15 protein-coding genes are annotated in these 17,148 nt (G+C 46.9%); 9 read left to right on the top strand and 6 right to left on the bottom strand.

Annotated elements, in window-relative coordinates; all coding sequences use genetic code 11:
- Nucleotide 1: 1 nt before the first annotated feature.
- From ilvC to ilvD, 5 genes are all read right to left on the bottom strand, one after another.
- Nucleotides 2-994, bottom strand: a complete 993-nt coding sequence (gene ilvC / locus AC56AD_RS10965; protein WP_012508852.1) for a ketol-acid reductoisomerase — start codon at nucleotides 992-994, stop codon at nucleotides 2-4.
- Nucleotides 995-1,036: 42 nt separating this feature from the next.
- Nucleotides 1,037-1,513, bottom strand: a complete 477-nt coding sequence (gene ilvN, locus AC56AD_RS10960; protein ID WP_012508851.1) for an acetolactate synthase small subunit — start codon at nucleotides 1,511-1,513, stop codon at nucleotides 1,037-1,039.
- Nucleotides 1,514-1,742: 229 nt separating this feature from the next.
- Nucleotides 1,743-5,189: a PAS domain S-box protein gene (locus AC56AD_RS10955; RefSeq protein ID WP_012508849.1), complete on the bottom strand. Its 3,447-nt coding sequence runs from the start codon at nucleotides 5,187-5,189 to the stop codon at nucleotides 1,743-1,745.
- Between the two features lie 239 nt (nucleotides 5,190-5,428).
- Nucleotides 5,429-7,150 (bottom strand): biosynthetic-type acetolactate synthase large subunit, encoded by a 1,722-nt coding sequence (ilvB, locus tag AC56AD_RS10950; protein WP_012508848.1) that lies wholly within the window; start codon nucleotides 7,148-7,150, stop codon nucleotides 5,429-5,431.
- Nucleotides 7,151-7,157: 7 nt separating this feature from the next.
- Complete coding sequence (ilvD, locus tag AC56AD_RS10945; RefSeq protein ID WP_012508847.1) at nucleotides 7,158-8,855, bottom strand: dihydroxy-acid dehydratase; 1,698 nt, start codon at nucleotides 8,853-8,855, stop codon at nucleotides 7,158-7,160.
- 157 nt (nucleotides 8,856-9,012) lie between these two features.
- On the opposite strand from ilvD, the gene AC56AD_RS10940 reads away from it, so the two are divergent.
- From AC56AD_RS10940 to AC56AD_RS10900, 9 genes are all read left to right on the top strand, one after another.
- On the top strand, nucleotides 9,013-9,237 hold the full coding sequence (locus AC56AD_RS10940; protein WP_012508846.1) for a hypothetical protein: 225 nt from the start codon (nucleotides 9,013-9,015) through the stop codon (nucleotides 9,235-9,237).
- 70 nt (nucleotides 9,238-9,307) lie between these two features.
- Entirely contained in the window at nucleotides 9,308-10,888 is a 1,581-nt protein-coding gene (locus AC56AD_RS10935; RefSeq protein WP_012508845.1) for a DUF92 domain-containing protein, read from the top strand.
- A 24-nt stretch (nucleotides 10,889-10,912) separates the two neighbouring features.
- Nucleotides 10,913-11,572 carry a protein TolQ gene (tolQ, locus tag AC56AD_RS10930; protein ID WP_012508844.1) on the top strand — a complete coding sequence of 220 codons (660 nt, stop codon included), beginning with the start codon at nucleotides 10,913-10,915 and terminating at the stop codon, nucleotides 11,570-11,572.
- A gap of 29 nt (nucleotides 11,573-11,601) precedes the next feature.
- Complete coding sequence (gene tolR / locus AC56AD_RS10925; RefSeq protein WP_012508843.1) at nucleotides 11,602-11,997, top strand: protein TolR; 396 nt, start codon at nucleotides 11,602-11,604, stop codon at nucleotides 11,995-11,997.
- An 8-nt stretch (nucleotides 11,998-12,005) separates the two neighbouring features.
- On the top strand, nucleotides 12,006-12,902 hold the full coding sequence (locus AC56AD_RS10920; protein WP_012508842.1) for an energy transducer TonB: 897 nt from the start codon (nucleotides 12,006-12,008) through the stop codon (nucleotides 12,900-12,902).
- A 174-nt stretch (nucleotides 12,903-13,076) separates the two neighbouring features.
- Nucleotides 13,077-14,399: a Tol-Pal system beta propeller repeat protein TolB gene (tolB, locus tag AC56AD_RS10915; RefSeq protein WP_012508841.1), complete on the top strand. Its 1,323-nt coding sequence runs from the start codon at nucleotides 13,077-13,079 to the stop codon at nucleotides 14,397-14,399.
- 42 nt (nucleotides 14,400-14,441) lie between these two features.
- Complete coding sequence (gene pal / locus AC56AD_RS10910; RefSeq protein ID WP_012508840.1) at nucleotides 14,442-14,915, top strand: peptidoglycan-associated lipoprotein Pal; 474 nt, start codon at nucleotides 14,442-14,444, stop codon at nucleotides 14,913-14,915.
- A gap of 84 nt (nucleotides 14,916-14,999) precedes the next feature.
- Nucleotides 15,000-15,521 carry a peptidoglycan-associated lipoprotein Pal gene (pal, locus tag AC56AD_RS10905; protein WP_012508839.1) on the top strand — a complete coding sequence of 174 codons (522 nt, stop codon included), beginning with the start codon at nucleotides 15,000-15,002 and terminating at the stop codon, nucleotides 15,519-15,521.
- A 4-nt stretch (nucleotides 15,522-15,525) separates the two neighbouring features.
- Nucleotides 15,526-16,314 (top strand): tetratricopeptide repeat protein, encoded by a 789-nt coding sequence (locus tag AC56AD_RS10900; protein ID WP_012508838.1) that lies wholly within the window; start codon nucleotides 15,526-15,528, stop codon nucleotides 16,312-16,314.
- 260 nt (nucleotides 16,315-16,574) lie between these two features.
- On the opposite strand, the gene pscD is transcribed toward AC56AD_RS10900, so the two are convergent.
- Entirely contained in the window at nucleotides 16,575-17,009 is a 435-nt protein-coding gene (gene pscD, locus AC56AD_RS10895) for a photosystem P840 reaction center protein PscD (protein ID WP_012508837.1), read from the bottom strand.
- Nucleotides 17,010-17,148: the final 139 nt, after the last annotated feature.

Here is a 17,148-nt window from a genome sequence, read left to right as displayed (position 1 = left end):
GTTATTTTTTGATCAGCCAGCTCATCATGTCGCGAAGTTTTGCGCCTACCTTTTCAATGGCATGACCACTGTTTTCCTCTCTGAGTTTGTTCAGGTTTTTGTAGCCACCGTTGCATTCATCGATAAACTCTTTGGCAAAACGGCCATCCTGTACCTCTTCAAGAATTTTTTTCATCTCTGCCTTCACCGCAGGAGTGATAAGGCGTGGTCCGCGGGTCATGCCGCCGTACTCAGCGGTATCGCTGACGGAGTAGTTCATTCTTGAAAGGCCGCCTTCATAATAGAGATCCACAATCAGTTTCAGCTCATGCATACATTCGAAGTAGGCAAGCTCTTCCGGGTATCCTGCTTCAACAAGGGTTTCAAAACCGGCTTTGATCAGTTCGGCAGAACCGCCGCACAGCACAGCCTGCTCACCGAAAAGATCGGTTTCAGTCTCATTCTTGATGGAGGTTTCAATAACGCCAGCCTTGGTTCCGCCAAGAGCTTTTGCCCATGCAAGCGCCTGCTGTTTGGCCTCTCCGGTAGCATCCTGATGCACTGCGATAAGGCAGGGGACACCGTTGCCTTCGGTAAAGGTACGGCGTACAAGGTGGCCGGGGCTTTTCGGCGCAATCATGATAACGTTGATTGACTCTGCCGGAATAATCTGTTTGTAGTGAATATTGAAGCCGTGACCAAAAGCAAGGGTATTTCCGGCAACAAGGTTCGGAGCAATTTCTGCGTCGTAGACCGCTTTCTGGTTCTGGTCGGGGAGAAGCACCATCACAATATCGGCCCATTTTGTTGCTTCAGCAACGGTGTTGACTTCGAGGCCTGCTTCCCGTGCTTTTGCGCACGATGCGCTTTCGGGGCGAAGGCCGACGCAGACGTTCAGGCCGCTCTCCTTGAGGTTCAGGGCATGGGCATGACCCTGACTGCCATAACCGAGTACTGCAATATTCTTTCCCTGAAGATAACCGAGATCGGCATCCTGCTCATAGTAAACGTTCATGTTGGTAGAATAGGTTTGATTGGTGATTCAGTAAAAAACAGGTTACTCTCCCCGGTGTATTGCTACCGCGCCAGAACGGGCAAGCTCTTTTATGCCGTACGGCTTGAAGATATCGATAGTTGTGTTGATCTTGTCCGGAGATCCGATGACCTCAATAGTAATGGATTTTTGTTTTATATCCACGACTTTTCCTTTAAAAACATTGATAAGCTCAAAAATCTCATGCTGTACCGTCTTGCTGAGCTTCAGGGTCATCAGGAGCAGCTCCCGTTCAACATGCGGCTGCCGGGTGAGATCGGTAACCTTGATGGTATCGACCAGCCGGTTCAACTGTTTGAGCACCTGACTGACGATTTGGTCTTCCCCTCTCGTTACAATGGTCATGCGTGAGATTTCCGTATCCTCGGTTTCTCCAATGGAGATGCTCTCAAGGTTGAACCCCCGGGCGCTGAACATGGCGGCAACCCGGTTAAGAGAGCCAAACTTGTTTTCAACCAGTACTGATATGATGTGTTTCATAGTTTATTGATCCCTTTTACTGTAACTCATGGCATGGGTTACAGTGCCCATTTACAAAAAATTTACAGATATTCCTGGCTGTAATATCCGAAGGTAAAAAAACGCGGAGTGTATAACTTTACATGAAAGTCAATATAAAGTTTTTTTTGAAATGAGTGGGCCGGGCCGGGAAGTATGTTTCCCATGCATCCTCGCTTGCAAATGTTGGTACTGATATGCTGTGGCGAGTTTATTCCATTACCGGTGTCTTATGCAACTTCGGATTGAGGATATTATAGATGATTGTCGTCAGCGTTTTGGGGTTAAACGGTTTTTGAATAAAGTTTAGCTGACTGTCAACTATTGTATTTTGGGGAATAATGTCAGCAGTGTAACCTGAGATAAAGAGCACATTAAGTCCGGGGCGTGCGGCAAGCAGCTTTTTCGAAAGCTCGGCTCCATTCATTTCCGGCATGATGACATCGGTCACTAAAAGGTCGATCGTTCCAGGGTAATTTTTTTCCATTCTAATGGCGTCTGCGGCTCGTTCAAAGGCCAGCACGTTATAACCGTTCTGTTCAAGGATGAGTTTGCAGAGTTTGAGAATGCCAGGTTCATCCTCGACAAGCAGGATTGTCTGATGCCCTTTCTTGAGTAGTTGCTTCTGATCTCTATCTGGATTCGTTATGGCCTGTACCATATGCTTGGGCAGTTGAATCGTTATGGTTGTGCCTTTTCCCTGTTCACTTCGGCATTCAATATTGCCGTTGTTTTGTTTGACAATGCCATAGACGGTTGAAAGACCGAGTCCAGTGCCTTTTCCACTCTCTTTTGTGGTGAAAAAGGGCTCAAAAATATGTTGAAGATCGTTTGGTTCAATACCACATCCATCATCATGTACAGAAAGTGAGACATAGTCTGCGGAGTGACACGCAGTTTTATCGGTTTCACAGGGGATTTCAGGCAGAGTGACACAACGGTTATCGATAGTGATTCTGCCATTGCCAGTTATAGCGTCACGTGCATTGATACAGAGATTGACAAGAATCTGGTCGATCTGTGATGGATCAATTTTGATATAGCAATTTTTGCATTCCGGAATCCAGGTCAGCATGATATTTTCACCGATGAGACGCCTCAACATGGGAAGCATCTCTGTAATCGCCGTGTTCAGTTCAACAATTTTTGGAGAGACAACCTGTTTTCGGGCAAAAGCAAGCAGTTGCCGGGTCAGATTTGCAGAGTGGGTTGCCGCCTGGTGGATAGCAACAAACTGGGCATAGGTTTTCAGTGTGGGGTCACTCGTTTCCATGGCCATTTCTGAATGACCAAGAATAACCGTCAGCATATTATTGAAATCATGAGCGATACCTCCAGCCAGTCGTCCGACCATCTCCATTTTCTGTGACTGTTGAAGTTGAACGGAAAGTTCCGCTCTCTGCTCTTCGATTTGGCGGCGTTCCGTGATATCTACGCTGGTGCCGATAATTCTGAAAATAGCTCCGTTTTCATTACGAACAGGGTTCAGCACGGTCTCCCATAAAGAGCTTTTGCCATGAAACATCATGGACTCTTCATAGTGAATGATCTTGTTTTCACGGATACAGTCGTTATAGTGCTGAGTAACCGATTTGGCAATAGGGGGAGGAAAGAATTGCTCAGGTGTTTTTCCGGCGAGTTCATTACTTGTGACGCCCGATATTTGCTCACTGAGCGGGTTAATGGAGTTATAGCGGTAAGTGCCATCCGTTAAAATGTCGACAACAAAAATGGCGTAATTGACCTGATTATAGATACTCTTGAGAAGCTGTCTGCTTTCGATTAACTCCTGCTCATATTTTTTTCGTTCTGTAATGTCGCGTATCAATCCGATATATCCGATAAATCCTTCATGCTTATAAAATTGCACATGAATTTCTGCGTAAAAGAGAGAGCGATCTTTTTTTCTGTAGCGGAATTCGAGCACTTCATCCACCTGCATCATCAACCCATTCTGAAACGAGCTGATCGCCCTCTCAATGTCCTCTTCAGCCATAAACTCGACAAAGCGATGACCAATCACCTCATCAGCTTTATAGCCGGAAATTGTTTCAACAGCAGGTGAGACATAGGTTGTAATTCCACTTTGATCCGTAATAAAAACGATCTCGGAAATTTGTTCGGTAATGGAACGAAACATTTTTTCACTTACGGCTAGCGCCTGTTCAACCTTTTTGCGCTCCGTGATGTCGTTCATGATGGCATAGAGTATTTCCTTTTCACCAAATGGAATCAAGCAACTGTACACTTCAACATCACGTATTGAGCCATCGGCTATCTGATGGGTCTGGTTCTGTCTGCTCTCAAACGGCTCTGTAGTGATCTGCCGGATGGTCATCTGTTTGAGCGTTTCAGTTGGCCACTTGTAAAAGTTGACAGCCGCTTGATTCACGTCTATGATTCTGCCCGTATCGGGCTCAATAACGAGCATGATCGATGAATGCTTTTCAAACACCATCCTGAAGCGATTTTCGCTCTCTTTGAGTGCATCATCCCTCTGTTTTTGATCAGTGATGTCAATCATGATACCGGCATACCGAACTATTTTTCCTTCGGAATCTTTTACCGGAGTTCCTTTCGACATGAGCCATCGTACTGCTCCATCAGCTCCGGGAATACGCCAGGAACAAATGAACTCGCAACCCTTATTTACGGCATCAATGGTGGCTTGTCTCACTCGTTCCCTCTCTTCCGGGATAATGGTGTTTATCCAGCTTTCATAGTTCAGTTCAACACTGTTTGGTTTAAGCCCGTAGAGACTCCATATTTCATCTGACCAGATATTGGTATTTGTGGTTATATCATGTTCCCAGGTACCGGAACTGGTCGCGGCCAGAATAAAATGCATTCGCTCATTGGCGGCAAGAAGCCTCTCCTGAAACTCCTTGCGTTTGGTGATATCAATAATCGTTCCGATGTAGCGCACTGTCCTGCCGTTGAGGTCATGCAAGGGTTTGCCTCGGGACATCAGCCAGTGCATGGAGCCGTCGGGATAACAGACGCGATATTCAATGTTCAGCTCGGCGTCACATTTTGCGGCTTCAGTAACAGCGCTTATGACAGAGTCACGATCTTCAGGATGAATGACACTTGCCCAGAGATGGAAGGAGGGATTATTATTGGTTGGCTCCAGCCCGTATAACGGCCATATTTCGTCCGACCAGATATTATCGTTCGTTGTCAAGTCCCATTCCCAGACGCCCGCTCGTGCAGCTTCAAGGGCCTGGTTAAACTTTACCTTGCATTCATTGAACCTTGTCTCCTTCTGTTTTTGCCGGGAGATATCTGCAATGGTGATGAACAATCGAGTGATCGTCCCTTCCGGTGACAAGACGGGATTAATGGTAAATTTCCAATTCAAATTCCCTTTTCCATCTTCAAAAACCATTCGTTTGCCCAGGCGAAGTACCTCTCCAATCTTTTCTTTGTAGTGAAACGCCTGTTCTGGAATTTGCAGTATGGTTGCAATCAAATCATAGACTACAGAGCCGATGCACTCCTCTGCAGAGATGCTGAAACGTGCGGCAAACAGGGTGTTGGCAGTAAGAATTATGCCGTTTGGGTCGATGAGAAGAGCTTCTTCAGGAAGGGACTCCAGCAATGCAAAAACCGGATCGTTGGCCAGCTTGCTCTCCGGAAGGGAATTTGTTGTGCACATCGTTTTGTTGGCAAAATCTGTTTACGCATCTGGAACCCGATGCGTATTACCATTTTTATACATTACAGCACAATCAGTAACTCGTTGACTGATTTTAACTATAAGTAATTCACAAAGCAATTCCCAAAGTTGGCGGGTGGTTGGCTGAGATGGTGGTTGTTCAGTTCGTTATCAGATGAAGAGGGCTGCGAGTTTACCCTGCGGTGTTCTCTTACTCGCAGTCCTCTTCAGAATCTGGTTCAGACCATTGTTTTTGGATTCAACCGTTCCAGGAGCATATCTGAAATTGAGCCTCCGGCGGGAACCATAGGGAAGACCATATCTTTTTTGAAAACCCTGAAATCAACAAGAACCGGCCCTTCGTTCCAGGCAAGCGCCTCCTTGATCGCCTCTCTGGCACGATCAGGATTGTCGGCCATGATGGCCTTGCAGCCGAATGCTTCAGCAACCTTGACAAAGTCGGGGTTGCTGTCGCCAATATCGGTAAAGGAGTATTTTTCCTGGTGGAAAAGCTCTTGCCACTGGCGGACCATACCGAGAAAGCTGTTGTTGATCAGGAAGATCTTTATCGGGACTTTACCATGTACCGCTGTAACAAGCTCCTGGACATTCATCATAAAGCCTCCATCTCCGCTGAAGAGAACAACCGGGCGATCCGTAATGCCGTAGGCGGCTCCGATGGCAGCAGGCAAGCCGTAGCCCATGGTGCCGAGTCCACCGCTGGTGATGATCGATCGTGGATTGATGAAGGTATAGAACTGCGAAGTCCACATCTGATGCTGGCCTACATCGGTGACTACTACGGCGTTGCCCTGGGTTTGTTTTGAAACTTCGTCAATAACAAATTCGGTTCTGAGCTCGTTGTCATCGCTTTTGTAGGTCAGCGGGCACATCTCCTGCCACTCATGGATTTGGGCAAGCCATGCTGTGCGCTCTTCGACCGTGTCGGGCATCTCTTCGATGAGTGAAGAGAGAAAGTGTTTTGCGTCACCAACAATGGGCAGGTCAACCTTGACGTTTTTGTCAACGTTGGTGGGGTCGATGTCATTATGGATCTTGTATGCCTGTGGTGCAAAGGTATCTACTTTGCCGGTGACCCGGTCGTCGAAGCGTGCACCAACAGCAATCAGGAGATCACAGGCATTGACCGCACGGTTTGCCCAGTAGGTGCCGTGCATGCCGAGCATCCCCATGCTGAGTGGATGGTTTCCGGGAAAGGAACCAAGCCCCTGAAGGGTCATGGTGACCGGTATATTCTGCTGTATGGCAAAGGCGCGGAGCTCTTCGGATGCTTCCGCACTGATAACCCCGCCACCGATGTAAAGAAGGGGGCGTTTTGCATTGGCAATTTTATGCGCCGCCTTTTGAATCTGGTTGATGTGGCATTTGAGGGTTGGTTTGAAGCCTCGGATATCAACCGTTTCAGGCCACTGAAAGAGGCATGATGCATTCAGGATGTCTTTTGGCATATCAACAAGAACCGGTCCTGGCCTGCCGTTTGTTGCAAGGAAAAAGGCTTTTCGGATGGTTATGGCAAGCTCCCTGACATCCTTGACAAGGAAGTTGTGCTTGGTTATCGGTCGGGTGATGCCCACAATATCAGCCTCCTGAAAGGCGTCGTTGCCAATCAGTGAGCTGGGAACCTGTCCGGTAAAGACCACCATTGGAGAGGAGTCCATATAGGCGTTGGCAATTCCGGTGACGGTGTTTGTTGCTCCGGGGCCGGAGGTGACAAGAACAACACCGGGCTTTCCCGTGGCGCGGGCATATCCCTCGGCCATGTGGGTTGCGCCCTGTTCATGACGGACCAGAATGTGCTTGATGTCTTCGATATCATAGAGTGTCTCGTAAACTTTCAGCAGAGATCCGCCCGGATAGCCGAAAATATATTCAACGTTTTCACGTCGCAGACATTCGAAAAATATTTCTGAGCCATTGAGTGTTTGGCCTGATGCTTGCATGGCTGTTTTATTTAGGTTCACAGGAAACAGGATTTTTCAGGATTGCTCCGGTATTGGCAGAGGTGACCATTTGTGCATATCTGGCCAGATATCCTTTTTTTATTTTTGGTTCAAACGGCTTTAGCGCTGCCAGCCGCTCATTGATCGTTTCTTCGGTCAGATTGACCGAGATGCTCCTTGACGGAATATCAATGGTGATTAAGTCACCGTTATGCAAAGCGGCAATCGGGCCGCGCTCGGCAGCTTCGGGAGAAATATGGCCTATACAGGCTCCTCTTGATCCTCCTGAGAAGCGTCCGTCGGTAATGAGTGCAACCGACTCTCCAAGCCCGCGGCCCATGATGGCGCTGGTGGGAGAGAGCATTTCCGGCATTCCGGGACCTCCTTTAGGGCCTTCATAGCGGATCACGACCACATCTCCGGCCTTGACATCATCACCCATAATGCCTTTGATGGCGTCGTCCTGGCAGTCATAGATTTTCGCCGGACCGGTATGCTTCATCATCTCAGGGGCTACTGCACCGGTTTTGACCACGGCTCCCTGCGGAGCAAGGTTTCCGAAAAGAACGGCAAGGCCGCCCGTTGCGGAGTAGGGTTCGTCAATACTTCTGATGACGGTGTAGTCAAGAATCTCTGCGTCGGCGATGTTTTCGCCAAGTGTTTTGCCGGTTACGGTTAAGGTGGAGAGGTCAAGCAGTCCGTCAATTCTGCTGAGCTCATGAAGGATAGCCGATACACCACCTGCCCGGTCTACATCTTCGATATGGACAGCCATTGTTGCAGGGCTGACCTTGCAGATATAGGGTGTTTTGGCTGAAAGGGCGTTCAACTCAGAAAAATTAAAATCGAGCTCAGCTTCGTTTGCAATGGCGAGTGTATGCAGGATGGTGTTGGTGCTGCCTCCCATTGCGAAATCAAGGGCAAAAGCGTTGAGCAGGGCGTTGCGCGAGAGAATATCGCGTGGCTTGATATCTTTTTTAACGAGATCAATAATGCGGCGGGAGGCCTCTCTGACCAGCTCGTTGCGCCGTGGATCAATGGCGAGGATGGTGCCATTGCCGGGCAGGGCAAAGCCAAGCGCTTCACTGAGGCAGTTCATTGAGTTTGCGGTGAACATGCCCGAACAGGAGCCGCAACCCGGGCAGGCGCTCTCTTCAATGGATTCAAGTTCTTCGTTGCCGATTTTACCGGCGCTGAACTGGCCGACAGCTTCAAAGACCGAGATCAGGTCAACCGTTTGACCTGAAGGGGTGTGGCCGGCTTTCATGGGGCCGCCGGAGACAAAGATAACCGGGATGTTGATGCGCAGCGCGGCCATCATCATGCCAGGAGTGATTTTGTCGCAGTTTGGAATACAGACAAGCCCGTCGAGGCAGTGGGCTTGTGCAACGGTTTCGACACTGTCGGCTATCAGTTCACGGCTTGCAAGCGAGTAGCGCATACCGATATGGCCCATTGCAATGCCGTCGCATACCCCGATGGTATTGAACTCGAAAGGCACTCCTCCTGCTTTACGAACCTCCTCTTTTGCGATGCGACCCAGCTCCTGCAGGTGGGAGTGGCCCGGGATGAGTTCGTTATAGGAGTTACAGATCCCGATAAAGGGTTTTTTAAAGTCATTATTTGAGACAATAGAACCGGTAGCTTTAAGAAGACTGCGGTGCGGCGCTTTTTCAAACCCTGTTTTTATGGTATCAGATCTCATGGCAGTAAGTTTTTTTGGCGATTAACAGATATCTTCCCCGAGGCTGCCGATCCCGAAGCCACAGTGAACATACAATTGAAAAGAGAGAAATGGACTTGGGATCGACTCTGGGTTTCAGAGTACGGACACGCTCACCAGTGGGACAGCCACAGTGACCATGATGACGATCCTGGAATTGAGGGAGTTCAACAAATATGGGGCCAAACCGCAGGAAAAGGGTGCACTCGAAGGTGCAGCCGTTTCGGCGCTGCTGCTGGAGAATCTGGTCTGTGATGTGAATGCAGACATTTATGGAAAAGGTTTTTTCGGTATAAAACGAAAACTGGAGGCAAATTACATTTTAAGTTTTATTAAAACAAACATTAAAAATGTTATAATCTGATGGATATTTGCTGTTTATTCTGTACCGTTATCGTTACACCTTTTGTCCAACCAGAATTAACTATCGACTCATGCTGAATCTCCAAGCTCCATTGCCTCAGGATTTTCCAGCCTTTTTCCTGACGCTCTGCCTTATCCTGCTTTTTGTTGTTCTTGCCGAACTGTTGACAAGGAAATTCAGTGTCAGCGCTCTTGTTGTCAGGAAAATTGTTCACCTCTCGATGGGTGTTGTTATCTTTTTCATACCGGCCTATTTCCATTCCAATTTTTATCCTGCGCTTGCAGCATCCATTTTTCTCTGTTTTAATGGATTGAACATTCGATTTCAATGGTTTGGTTCTCTGCTTGCCCTGCCTGAAGAGAAGAGCGCTCAGTCACCGGCAGTAAAAAGTTATGGTTCGCTTCTTTTCCCTCTGGTTTTTCTGCTTCAGCTTCTTTTTCTCTGGGAGTCTCATAAATGGATACTACAGACCTCTATGCTTGTCATGGGCGTCAGTGACTCTCTTGCGGCGCTTGTTGGCAGTTCAGTTGGTAAAAAGCACATTGAGCATATGACTAAAAACCCCAAGACTTTCGAGGGATCGCTCACCATGTTTGTCAGCAGCTTTTTGCTTCTCAGCGCAGCTCTTATGGTATTCAGCGAGAATTTCACAGGAGGGTTGGCCGGAAAGTCGGTGTTGATGCTTTTAGCGCTTGCGCTTCTTCTTACTCTTGTAGCCACGGCTGTTGAGGCGCTTTTATCCCATGGTCTCGATAATTTTTTTATTCCGGTATCTATCGCTTATGTGCTCTATGTTCTTGAGATGAATCATACCATTCTTCTTGAGCGTTTTCTTCTTGGTGGACTTTTTGCTTTTCTTTTGGCTGTTTTTTCAATCAAGGTCAAATTTCTTAATAACAGCGGGGCAACGGCCACATTTTTGCTGGGAACAACTATTTTTGGTATCGGAGGGATAGAGTGGACAGTTCCGCTTCTAACCTTTTATCTGTTGTCGTCGGTCTTGTCGAAATTGGGCAAGAAGCGGAAGGCGAAATTTGATCTGGTCTTTGAAAAAGGGTCGCAGCGGGATGCCGGTCAGGTTTATGCCAACGGGGGAATAGCCTGGATTCTGATGATTGCTTTTTCGTTGACCAATGATCCTGCAATCTTTTTTGCCTATCTCGGAACGCTTGCTGCAGTACAGGCTGATACCTGGGCGACGGAAATCGGTACGATGTGGCCGAATCCAAAAGCCTGGTTAGTGACTACTTTCAGAGAGGTGCCTGTTGGAACTTCTGGTGGTGTTTCTGTACCAGGTACTTCAGGGGCCTTTCTTGGTTCCCTCTTTATCTGTGCCAGTGCGATGGTGATCAATGTCCGTTGGTTGATGGATTTCGGTGTCCTGCAGTCTTTTCTTCTTATTGGATTTTCAGGGCTTCTTGCCAGCCTGGTTGACAGTTTTTTCGGAGCAACTGTTCAGGCTCAGTATTTTGATCCAATCCGTGAAAAGGTAACGGAGAGAACCCATAGTATGTCGCCTGATGGTGTTCTGGTTGAAAACAGGTTGCTTAAAGGCACCCCTCTGGTCAATAATGATCTGGTCAATACGCTTTGTGCCCTTTCCGGTTCGGCGTTAGCCTATGTGGTTATCCAGAATGTTCATCTGTTTTAATGAATTTTAATTGCTTGTACGCGTATGTTTGATTCCAGACTCGGGATTTTTGGCCTGTTTTCGGATGCCGGACCGGTTGTGTTGATGGTGCTTTCCATTCTTCTTGCATTTTCTGTCATATCATGGGCAATCATTGCGTTTAAATTTGGTTATCTCAGAAAATCCTTGCGTGAGTCGAGGCTTTTTCTTGACTATTTTTTTGCAGTCAGTAATGTCGATAAGGTTTTTACGGAATGCGAGAATTTCAGAACGGGTTCACTGCCAAGGGTTTTTCGTGCCTGTTATATTGAATACCGGTCGCTTGGCGACAAGAGTGATCTCCGGCAGGGGCGAGCCCGTATTGCCCGGGCAATGAAACGTGAGGTCAATGCGGAAAACAAGCGGCTGTCAACTCTTGTTCCTTTTCTTGCAACAGTTGGTAATACGGCGCCCTTTATCGGACTTTTTGGCACGGTATGGGGGATTATGAATTCATTTCAGAACATTGGCATGACTCAATCCGCTTCGCTTGCTGCGGTTGCTCCCGGTATTTCAGAAGCCCTTATTGCTACGGCAGCAGGCCTTGCTGCGGCTATTCCTGCTGTGATGGGCTATAACTTTTTTGCACAGCAGATCGGCATGATCGAGCGGGACCTTGAGGAGTTTTCTCCTGAATTTGTTTCAGCATTCATTAACGAACCGTAGATATGATAACATCGGGAAAAGGCCGGTTGATGAGTGATATTAACGTAACACCGTTTGTTGATGTCATGCTCGTGCTGCTGATCATTTTTATGGTAACCGCTCCCATGATGACGCATGGTGTAAAGGTTGAAACGCCACAAACGACTCATCAGAAAATGGATGTGCATGAAAAGGCTCTTGTGATCAGTATTGATGCTTCGCGGAGGGTCTTTATCAATCAATATCAGTTGAATGCTTCAGAGGTTCGTCAGAAGCTTCCGATGATTCTTGATGTCAAGCAAACAGGAGAGGTTTACCTTAAGGCTGATAAATCATTACCTTATGGTCTGGTAATGGATGTTATGGCCCAGATCAGGGATGCCGGAATTGAGAAGATTGGCATGGTGACCGAACCCGTTCCCATTTCGAGGGAAGGCGGGATATAGGTGCGTTTATGAAAAAAAGTCGTAATCATGTTTCTGCAGAACAAAAGTTTTTGCTTTGGCTTGTTGCTGCGGCAGTAATGCATGCCATGGTGTTTTTTTTAGCTGTTTATCTCCAGTTATGGGATGCTGGCCGGCATGTCAAGCTGAAAATTGTGAGTGTCTCTCTTGTTTCCCTACCCGGTTCCGGTGGTTCGCCTCAACGATCTGAAGGGAAGGGTGGTAGTACCGAAGCACCCTCTGCAGAGCCTCAAATCAATACTCCTCCCCCTGTTGTCAACAAGGTCGTTAAGGAGGCGTTGCCGGAAAAACCGCAGCCGCCTGCCCTTAAGCAGGTTGTTGTGGAGCCTCCAAAAAAAATTTCTGTGGAACCACTGAAGCCGAAGGTTGTTGAAAAGCCCTCTGATATGAGTACAGCTCTTCAGCGGCTCAAGCAAAACATTGAAAAGAAAACAGCGCAATTACCGCAACCATCTGCCAGTGCTTTGAACAAAGCGCTTGCGACGCTTCAGCAGAAGGTGAGCTCTGATAAACAGCCTTTGCAGGGTAGTGGCGGCGGAAAACCCGGCTCGTCCGGTGGCAGAAGTGGTGCGGGAAAGGGGAGTGGTGGTGGTGGAACTGCAGATCCCTATAAAGCTGAAATTGCGTCAATTATTCAGCGGAACTGGGTTTTTTCCGGGCAGATGCTGAAAAACAGTTACGGCATGAGTGTCTATGTTCGTATTAACATTATTGCTGATGGGACGATTCGCCAGATTATTTTTGATAAGAGGGCGCCAAGTGAATATTTGAACAGTTCAGTAAAAAAAGCCCTTGAAAAATCATCACCTCTTCCTGTTTTGCCGAAAGAGGAGGGGTTCAGGGATGTTTGGATTGGATTTGTGTTTACTCCGGAAGGTATTGAGTAGGGTTCGTGGCTGGCTGGTGTGGAAAAAACTTTTTTTATATATTTGCCTTGAGTATGCTTATTGTGGTGATGTTTAGTCTGCCATTGTTGTTTAGAGCAGAAACATGTTCTTTTGGTTTCGTATAAGGTCGGCAGGTTATCAGATTATGTGTAACAGCTAAAGCGTTGTTGTGTTATGGTGCGATTTTTTAAACATGTTTTCTCTGGCATTTTTGTGGCGCTCTTTTTTCTGCTCGTATTTCCTCTGCACCTCTGTGCAGGCGAGACGGGAGAGACAGGAGAGTATATAGCCATCCGTAAAGAGGGGTCTGGCAATATTGTTCTTGTACTCGACAAGCTCCATGCAGATGGAAAAAAGGAGTCCCGATTTGGGCAGGGTCTTGATACCGTTATGCATGATGGTCTCGATTTTGCAGGGATATTCTCCATGCTTCCTCCACCTCTTAATATTATGGACAACAGTGACAAAAAGAGTGTTGTCATCAATTTTGGAGCACTGACTTCGGTAGGTGCAGAGGTCTATGCAGGAGGTACGGTTACGATAAAGTCAGGAATGATCAATCTGGATATGTCGGTCTACGAGACTGCTGGCTCCAGATTGCTTTTAAGGAAAACCTATACGGGCAAGGAGGATGAACTTCGTTCAATCGGTCATGCGTTCTGCGCTGATCTTGTTGCACTTCTTACCGGTAAATCTTCTGTATTTGGCAGTAAAATTGTTTTTGTTTCGAATAATACCGGGTATAAAGAGATCTATCAGTGTGATTTTGATGGATATGGAGTTGAGCAACTGACCAATTCGAGATCGATTACCATGAATCCATCTCTTTCTCCGGATGGAAGACATCTTGCCTACATTGATTTTTCTTCTGGCCGTTCTGTTCTTCGTATCCAGAACCTTGGTGAGAGGAAAACTGCGTCAGTTGGCAATAGTGGTGTCAGTATTGACCCTGCCTGGAGAAGTGGCAGCGAGGTGGCAGCAACACTCTCCTTTGATGGCAATCAGCAGATTTATCTTGTTAAAACTGATGGCACACTTTCGCGAAGGCTTACCAATAGCAGGAGTATTGATATTTCTCCTGCGTTTTCTCCCGATGGCAGCAAGATGGCATTTGTCTCTTCAAGAAATGGTCTTCCCCAGATCTTTATCCAGGATATTCAGTCTGGTCAGGTAAAAAGATTGACGTTCAGTGGCCGTTATAATACCCAGCCATCATGGTCTCCTGCCGGAGATAAAATTGCCTATACAACATGGGAAAAGAATGGTGAAATAAATATATTTACCGTGAGTGCTGATGGCTCAGGGCTCATGCAGTTAACACGGCGATGCGGAGAGAACATCTGCCCCTCGTGGTCTCCGGATGGACAGATGATAGTGTTTTCGTCTAACCGCTCAGGAAAACAGAAACTTTACACAATGGATTCGAAAGGGGATAAACAGAGGGCTTTATTGCAGGTTGATGGTCAGCAGACGCAGCCATCCTGGTCTTTACGTTAGTGCGGTATATTTTGTAACATAAACAATGAAAAAGGGGGACAAATGAAAACTATGAAGCCGTTATTGAGAAGTCTTGTTATTCCGACCATGCTGTTTCTTGGTGCATGTGGTTGCGGAAAAGAGGTCGTTGTGGCCCCACCACCACCACCACTTCCTCCTCCACCTCCGCCAGTTGTGGTTGTAATGCCTGGTCTTGGCGATGTTTTCTATGATTTTGACCGTTCTGAGCTCCGCGCAGATGCCGTTGAGCAGTTGAAAACCAATTTCAACTGGATACAGGCAAATACAGAGAAGAGTGTCATCATCGAAGGGCATTGCGATGAAAGAGGCACTGCGGAGTATAACCTTGCTCTTGGCCAGCGCCGTGCAAACAGTGCAAAGGATTACATCGTCAATTTGGGTGTTGCTCCTGTCCGTCTGAAGACGGTTAGTTTCGGTGAGGAAAAACCATTTGCTGACGGCAGCAATGAAGAGGCATGGGCTCAGAACAGAAGGGCACACTTTGTTGCGGAATAAAGAGATGTTTTGTTGAAGACGACAAGGGGCAGGTTGTTGTTCTTGCTGCCCCTTTTTTTATCAATGTTTAATTGAATTGGATCCATGACAAAAAAAATAAACGGCATCATTGTTCTGGCCTTGATGGTGACCGCTGGATGTTCATCAAAAAGTGCAGTGACCCCTGATGCAGGGAGTGCAGGGAGTGGTTCCGCATCATTACCTTCATCGTCGTCGCCGTCTTTACCATTGTTGCCATCCTCACCATCCGGTTATGGATTTGATCAATGGCAAACCGGACCTCTGGGCGATGTGTTTTTTGATTATGACAGCGCTACGCTGAGTGCCGAGGCTCAGGAGCAACTCCACCAAAATGGAGTATGGATGGGAAGCAATGCTCGCAAAGGAGCTCTTATTGAAGGTCATTGTGATGAGAGGGGTACTTCAGAATACAATCTTGCGCTTGGCGATCGCAGGGCGATAAGTGCTAAAGAGTATCTGGTCAGGTTTGGTGTGGCTCCATCCCGTCTTGAAACGGTGAGTTATGGCGAAGAGCGTCCATTTGCTGCCGGCAGTAATGAAGAGTCCTGGGCAAAAAACCGTCGGGCGCATTTTGTCGTAAAATAATGGTATGAAGAATCCTTTGCTGACCATGTATAAAAAGATAAGACCTTTTCTTTTTCTTCCAGTTCTTGCACTGTCGGCCTGTGCATCAAAACAGGATCTTCTCGTTGTTGAAGATAATCTGAAAAAGCTCAAAACGGATTCGGAAACCATTAAGTCGCAGTCTGCGGTCTCCTATTCGGATGTTCAACAGGTTCGGGATGATGTTTCTCGCTTACAGGGCAGTATTGAGGAGATTTCTCATAATAATCGGCTGACTTTTGGTCGCCTTGGTATGGAGGATTCCCTCCTTGTGCACAAGGTTGATGAGCTGGAGTTGAGGTTGCAGAAAATGGAGCAATATATTGCTCTTGCCAAAGAGCAGAGCCCCCCTTCAGCAGCGCCGTTACAACAGAATGATACGGTACAGAGCGCTCAAAAGCCTTCTGCTCTTACTGATGCCGCATTGCTTGAAGAGGGGCGGGAGAGACTCAAAAGTAAAAATTATGTTGCTTCACGGGAAAGTTTCGGTTTACTGATGCAACGCACACCGCCATCTGCTCTTGCCGATCAGGCACAGTTCTTTATAGCGGAGAGCTATTTTGGTGAAAAATGGTATGAAAAGGCCATTCTTGAATATCAGGTTGTGATTGCCAAATACCTCAAAAGCAACAAACGTCCTGAAGCGCTCTACAAACAGGCGCTCTCCTTTGAATTTATAGGCGACCCTGCCAACGCAAAGGCAAGGTTCAAGGATCTGGTCAACGTTTATCCTGATGCACCTCAAGCGACTCAGGCGCGCAAAAAATTGCAATAGTTCATCCATCTCTCTTATGAAATGAACAGAACAATGGAGCTGCTGTCTCATGACTCACGTTATGAGGCAGCTTTTTCGTTTACTATAAGCATCTGACCTAATGGATAATGCCGGGCTCACTATTTCGCAATAAGAGTGTGATTCAGAATCTGTCAATAAAAAAGGCCACCCCTCCGGATAGCCTTTTTTATTGATTTCCATCTTTTTGAGAGAGCCGTGACTTCAAAGCCAGCTCAACTTGCAAAGCCGTGAATTATCAATTACTTGAAAAATTCATCAAGTGTATAGGTTCGCCGGTCAATCTCAATGCAAAGTTCCCGTAATAATGAGCTGTAAAAGACAGGGATATCCCTCATGGTCCATTTTATTCCACGATTGTCAAAGTCAATGACATAACGATTCTCGTTGTCAATAATCTTCTTCTTGATATCAATACCGATATCAGGCTGTGTCGTAAGAACAAAGAGTTCAATTTCCCCGGAAATGATTTTATCGATCATAACCTTTGTCGGCGATAACTTTCTTCGTCCCGAAGAGGGACTTATCTGCACCTGAAGGTTACCACGATTATCTCTTTTTGCTGAGGTGATAAAATACTTTTCTGCTTTATGAGCAGCATTGCCTGACCATGGCCCTGCTGTACTTACCCTGACCTGGTTATCGCCGGTGTTCGGACGGCTGAGCTGAGGTTGCATTGTTTGCACGGTTAAAATTTGCAAATATATCACACTCTGGTGTTCTACCTTCAACAGTGTTCAAATTAGCAAAACCCGGTTAAATAAACAAAGGGATTCACACAGGAATCCCTTTGTTCAAGACGAGATCTTTTTACAG

The organism is Pelodictyon clathratiforme, from assembly GCF_982375515.1.
The sequence above is the reverse complement of the archived record's forward strand: the minus strand, read 5'-3'. Positions and strand labels throughout refer to the sequence as shown.

Bases quoted from the DNA above. Each gene is read 5' to 3' on its own strand.
- ilvC (WP_012508852.1), bottom strand. From the start codon at position 994: ATGAACGTTTACTATGAGCAGGATGCCGATCTCGGTTATCTTCAGGGA.
- ilvN (WP_012508851.1), bottom strand. From the start codon at position 1,513: ATGAAACACATCATATCAGTACTGGTTGAAAACAAGTTTGGCTCTCTT.
- AC56AD_RS10955 (WP_012508849.1), bottom strand. From the start codon at position 5,189: ATGTGCACAACAAATTCCCTTCCGGAGAGCAAGCTGGCCAACGATCCG.
- ilvB (WP_012508848.1), bottom strand. From the start codon at position 7,150: ATGCAAGCATCAGGCCAAACACTCAATGGCTCAGAAATATTTTTCGAA.
- ilvD (WP_012508847.1), bottom strand. From the start codon at position 8,855: ATGAGATCTGATACCATAAAAACAGGGTTTGAAAAAGCGCCGCACCGC.
- AC56AD_RS10940 (WP_012508846.1), top strand. From the start codon at position 9,013: ATGATGACGATCCTGGAATTGAGGGAGTTCAACAAATATGGGGCCAAA.
- AC56AD_RS10935 (WP_012508845.1), top strand. From the start codon at position 9,308: ATGCTGAATCTCCAAGCTCCATTGCCTCAGGATTTTCCAGCCTTTTTC.
- tolQ (WP_012508844.1), top strand. From the start codon at position 10,913: ATGTTTGATTCCAGACTCGGGATTTTTGGCCTGTTTTCGGATGCCGGA.
- tolR (WP_012508843.1), top strand. From the start codon at position 11,602: ATGAGTGATATTAACGTAACACCGTTTGTTGATGTCATGCTCGTGCTG.
- AC56AD_RS10920 (WP_012508842.1), top strand. From the start codon at position 12,006: ATGAAAAAAAGTCGTAATCATGTTTCTGCAGAACAAAAGTTTTTGCTT.
- tolB (WP_012508841.1), top strand. From the start codon at position 13,077: ATGGTGCGATTTTTTAAACATGTTTTCTCTGGCATTTTTGTGGCGCTC.
- pal (WP_012508840.1), top strand. From the start codon at position 14,442: ATGAAAACTATGAAGCCGTTATTGAGAAGTCTTGTTATTCCGACCATG.
- pal (WP_012508839.1), top strand. From the start codon at position 15,000: ATGACAAAAAAAATAAACGGCATCATTGTTCTGGCCTTGATGGTGACC.
- AC56AD_RS10900 (WP_012508838.1), top strand. From the start codon at position 15,526: ATGAAGAATCCTTTGCTGACCATGTATAAAAAGATAAGACCTTTTCTT.
- pscD (WP_012508837.1), bottom strand. From the start codon at position 17,009: ATGCAACCTCAGCTCAGCCGTCCGAACACCGGCGATAACCAGGTCAGG.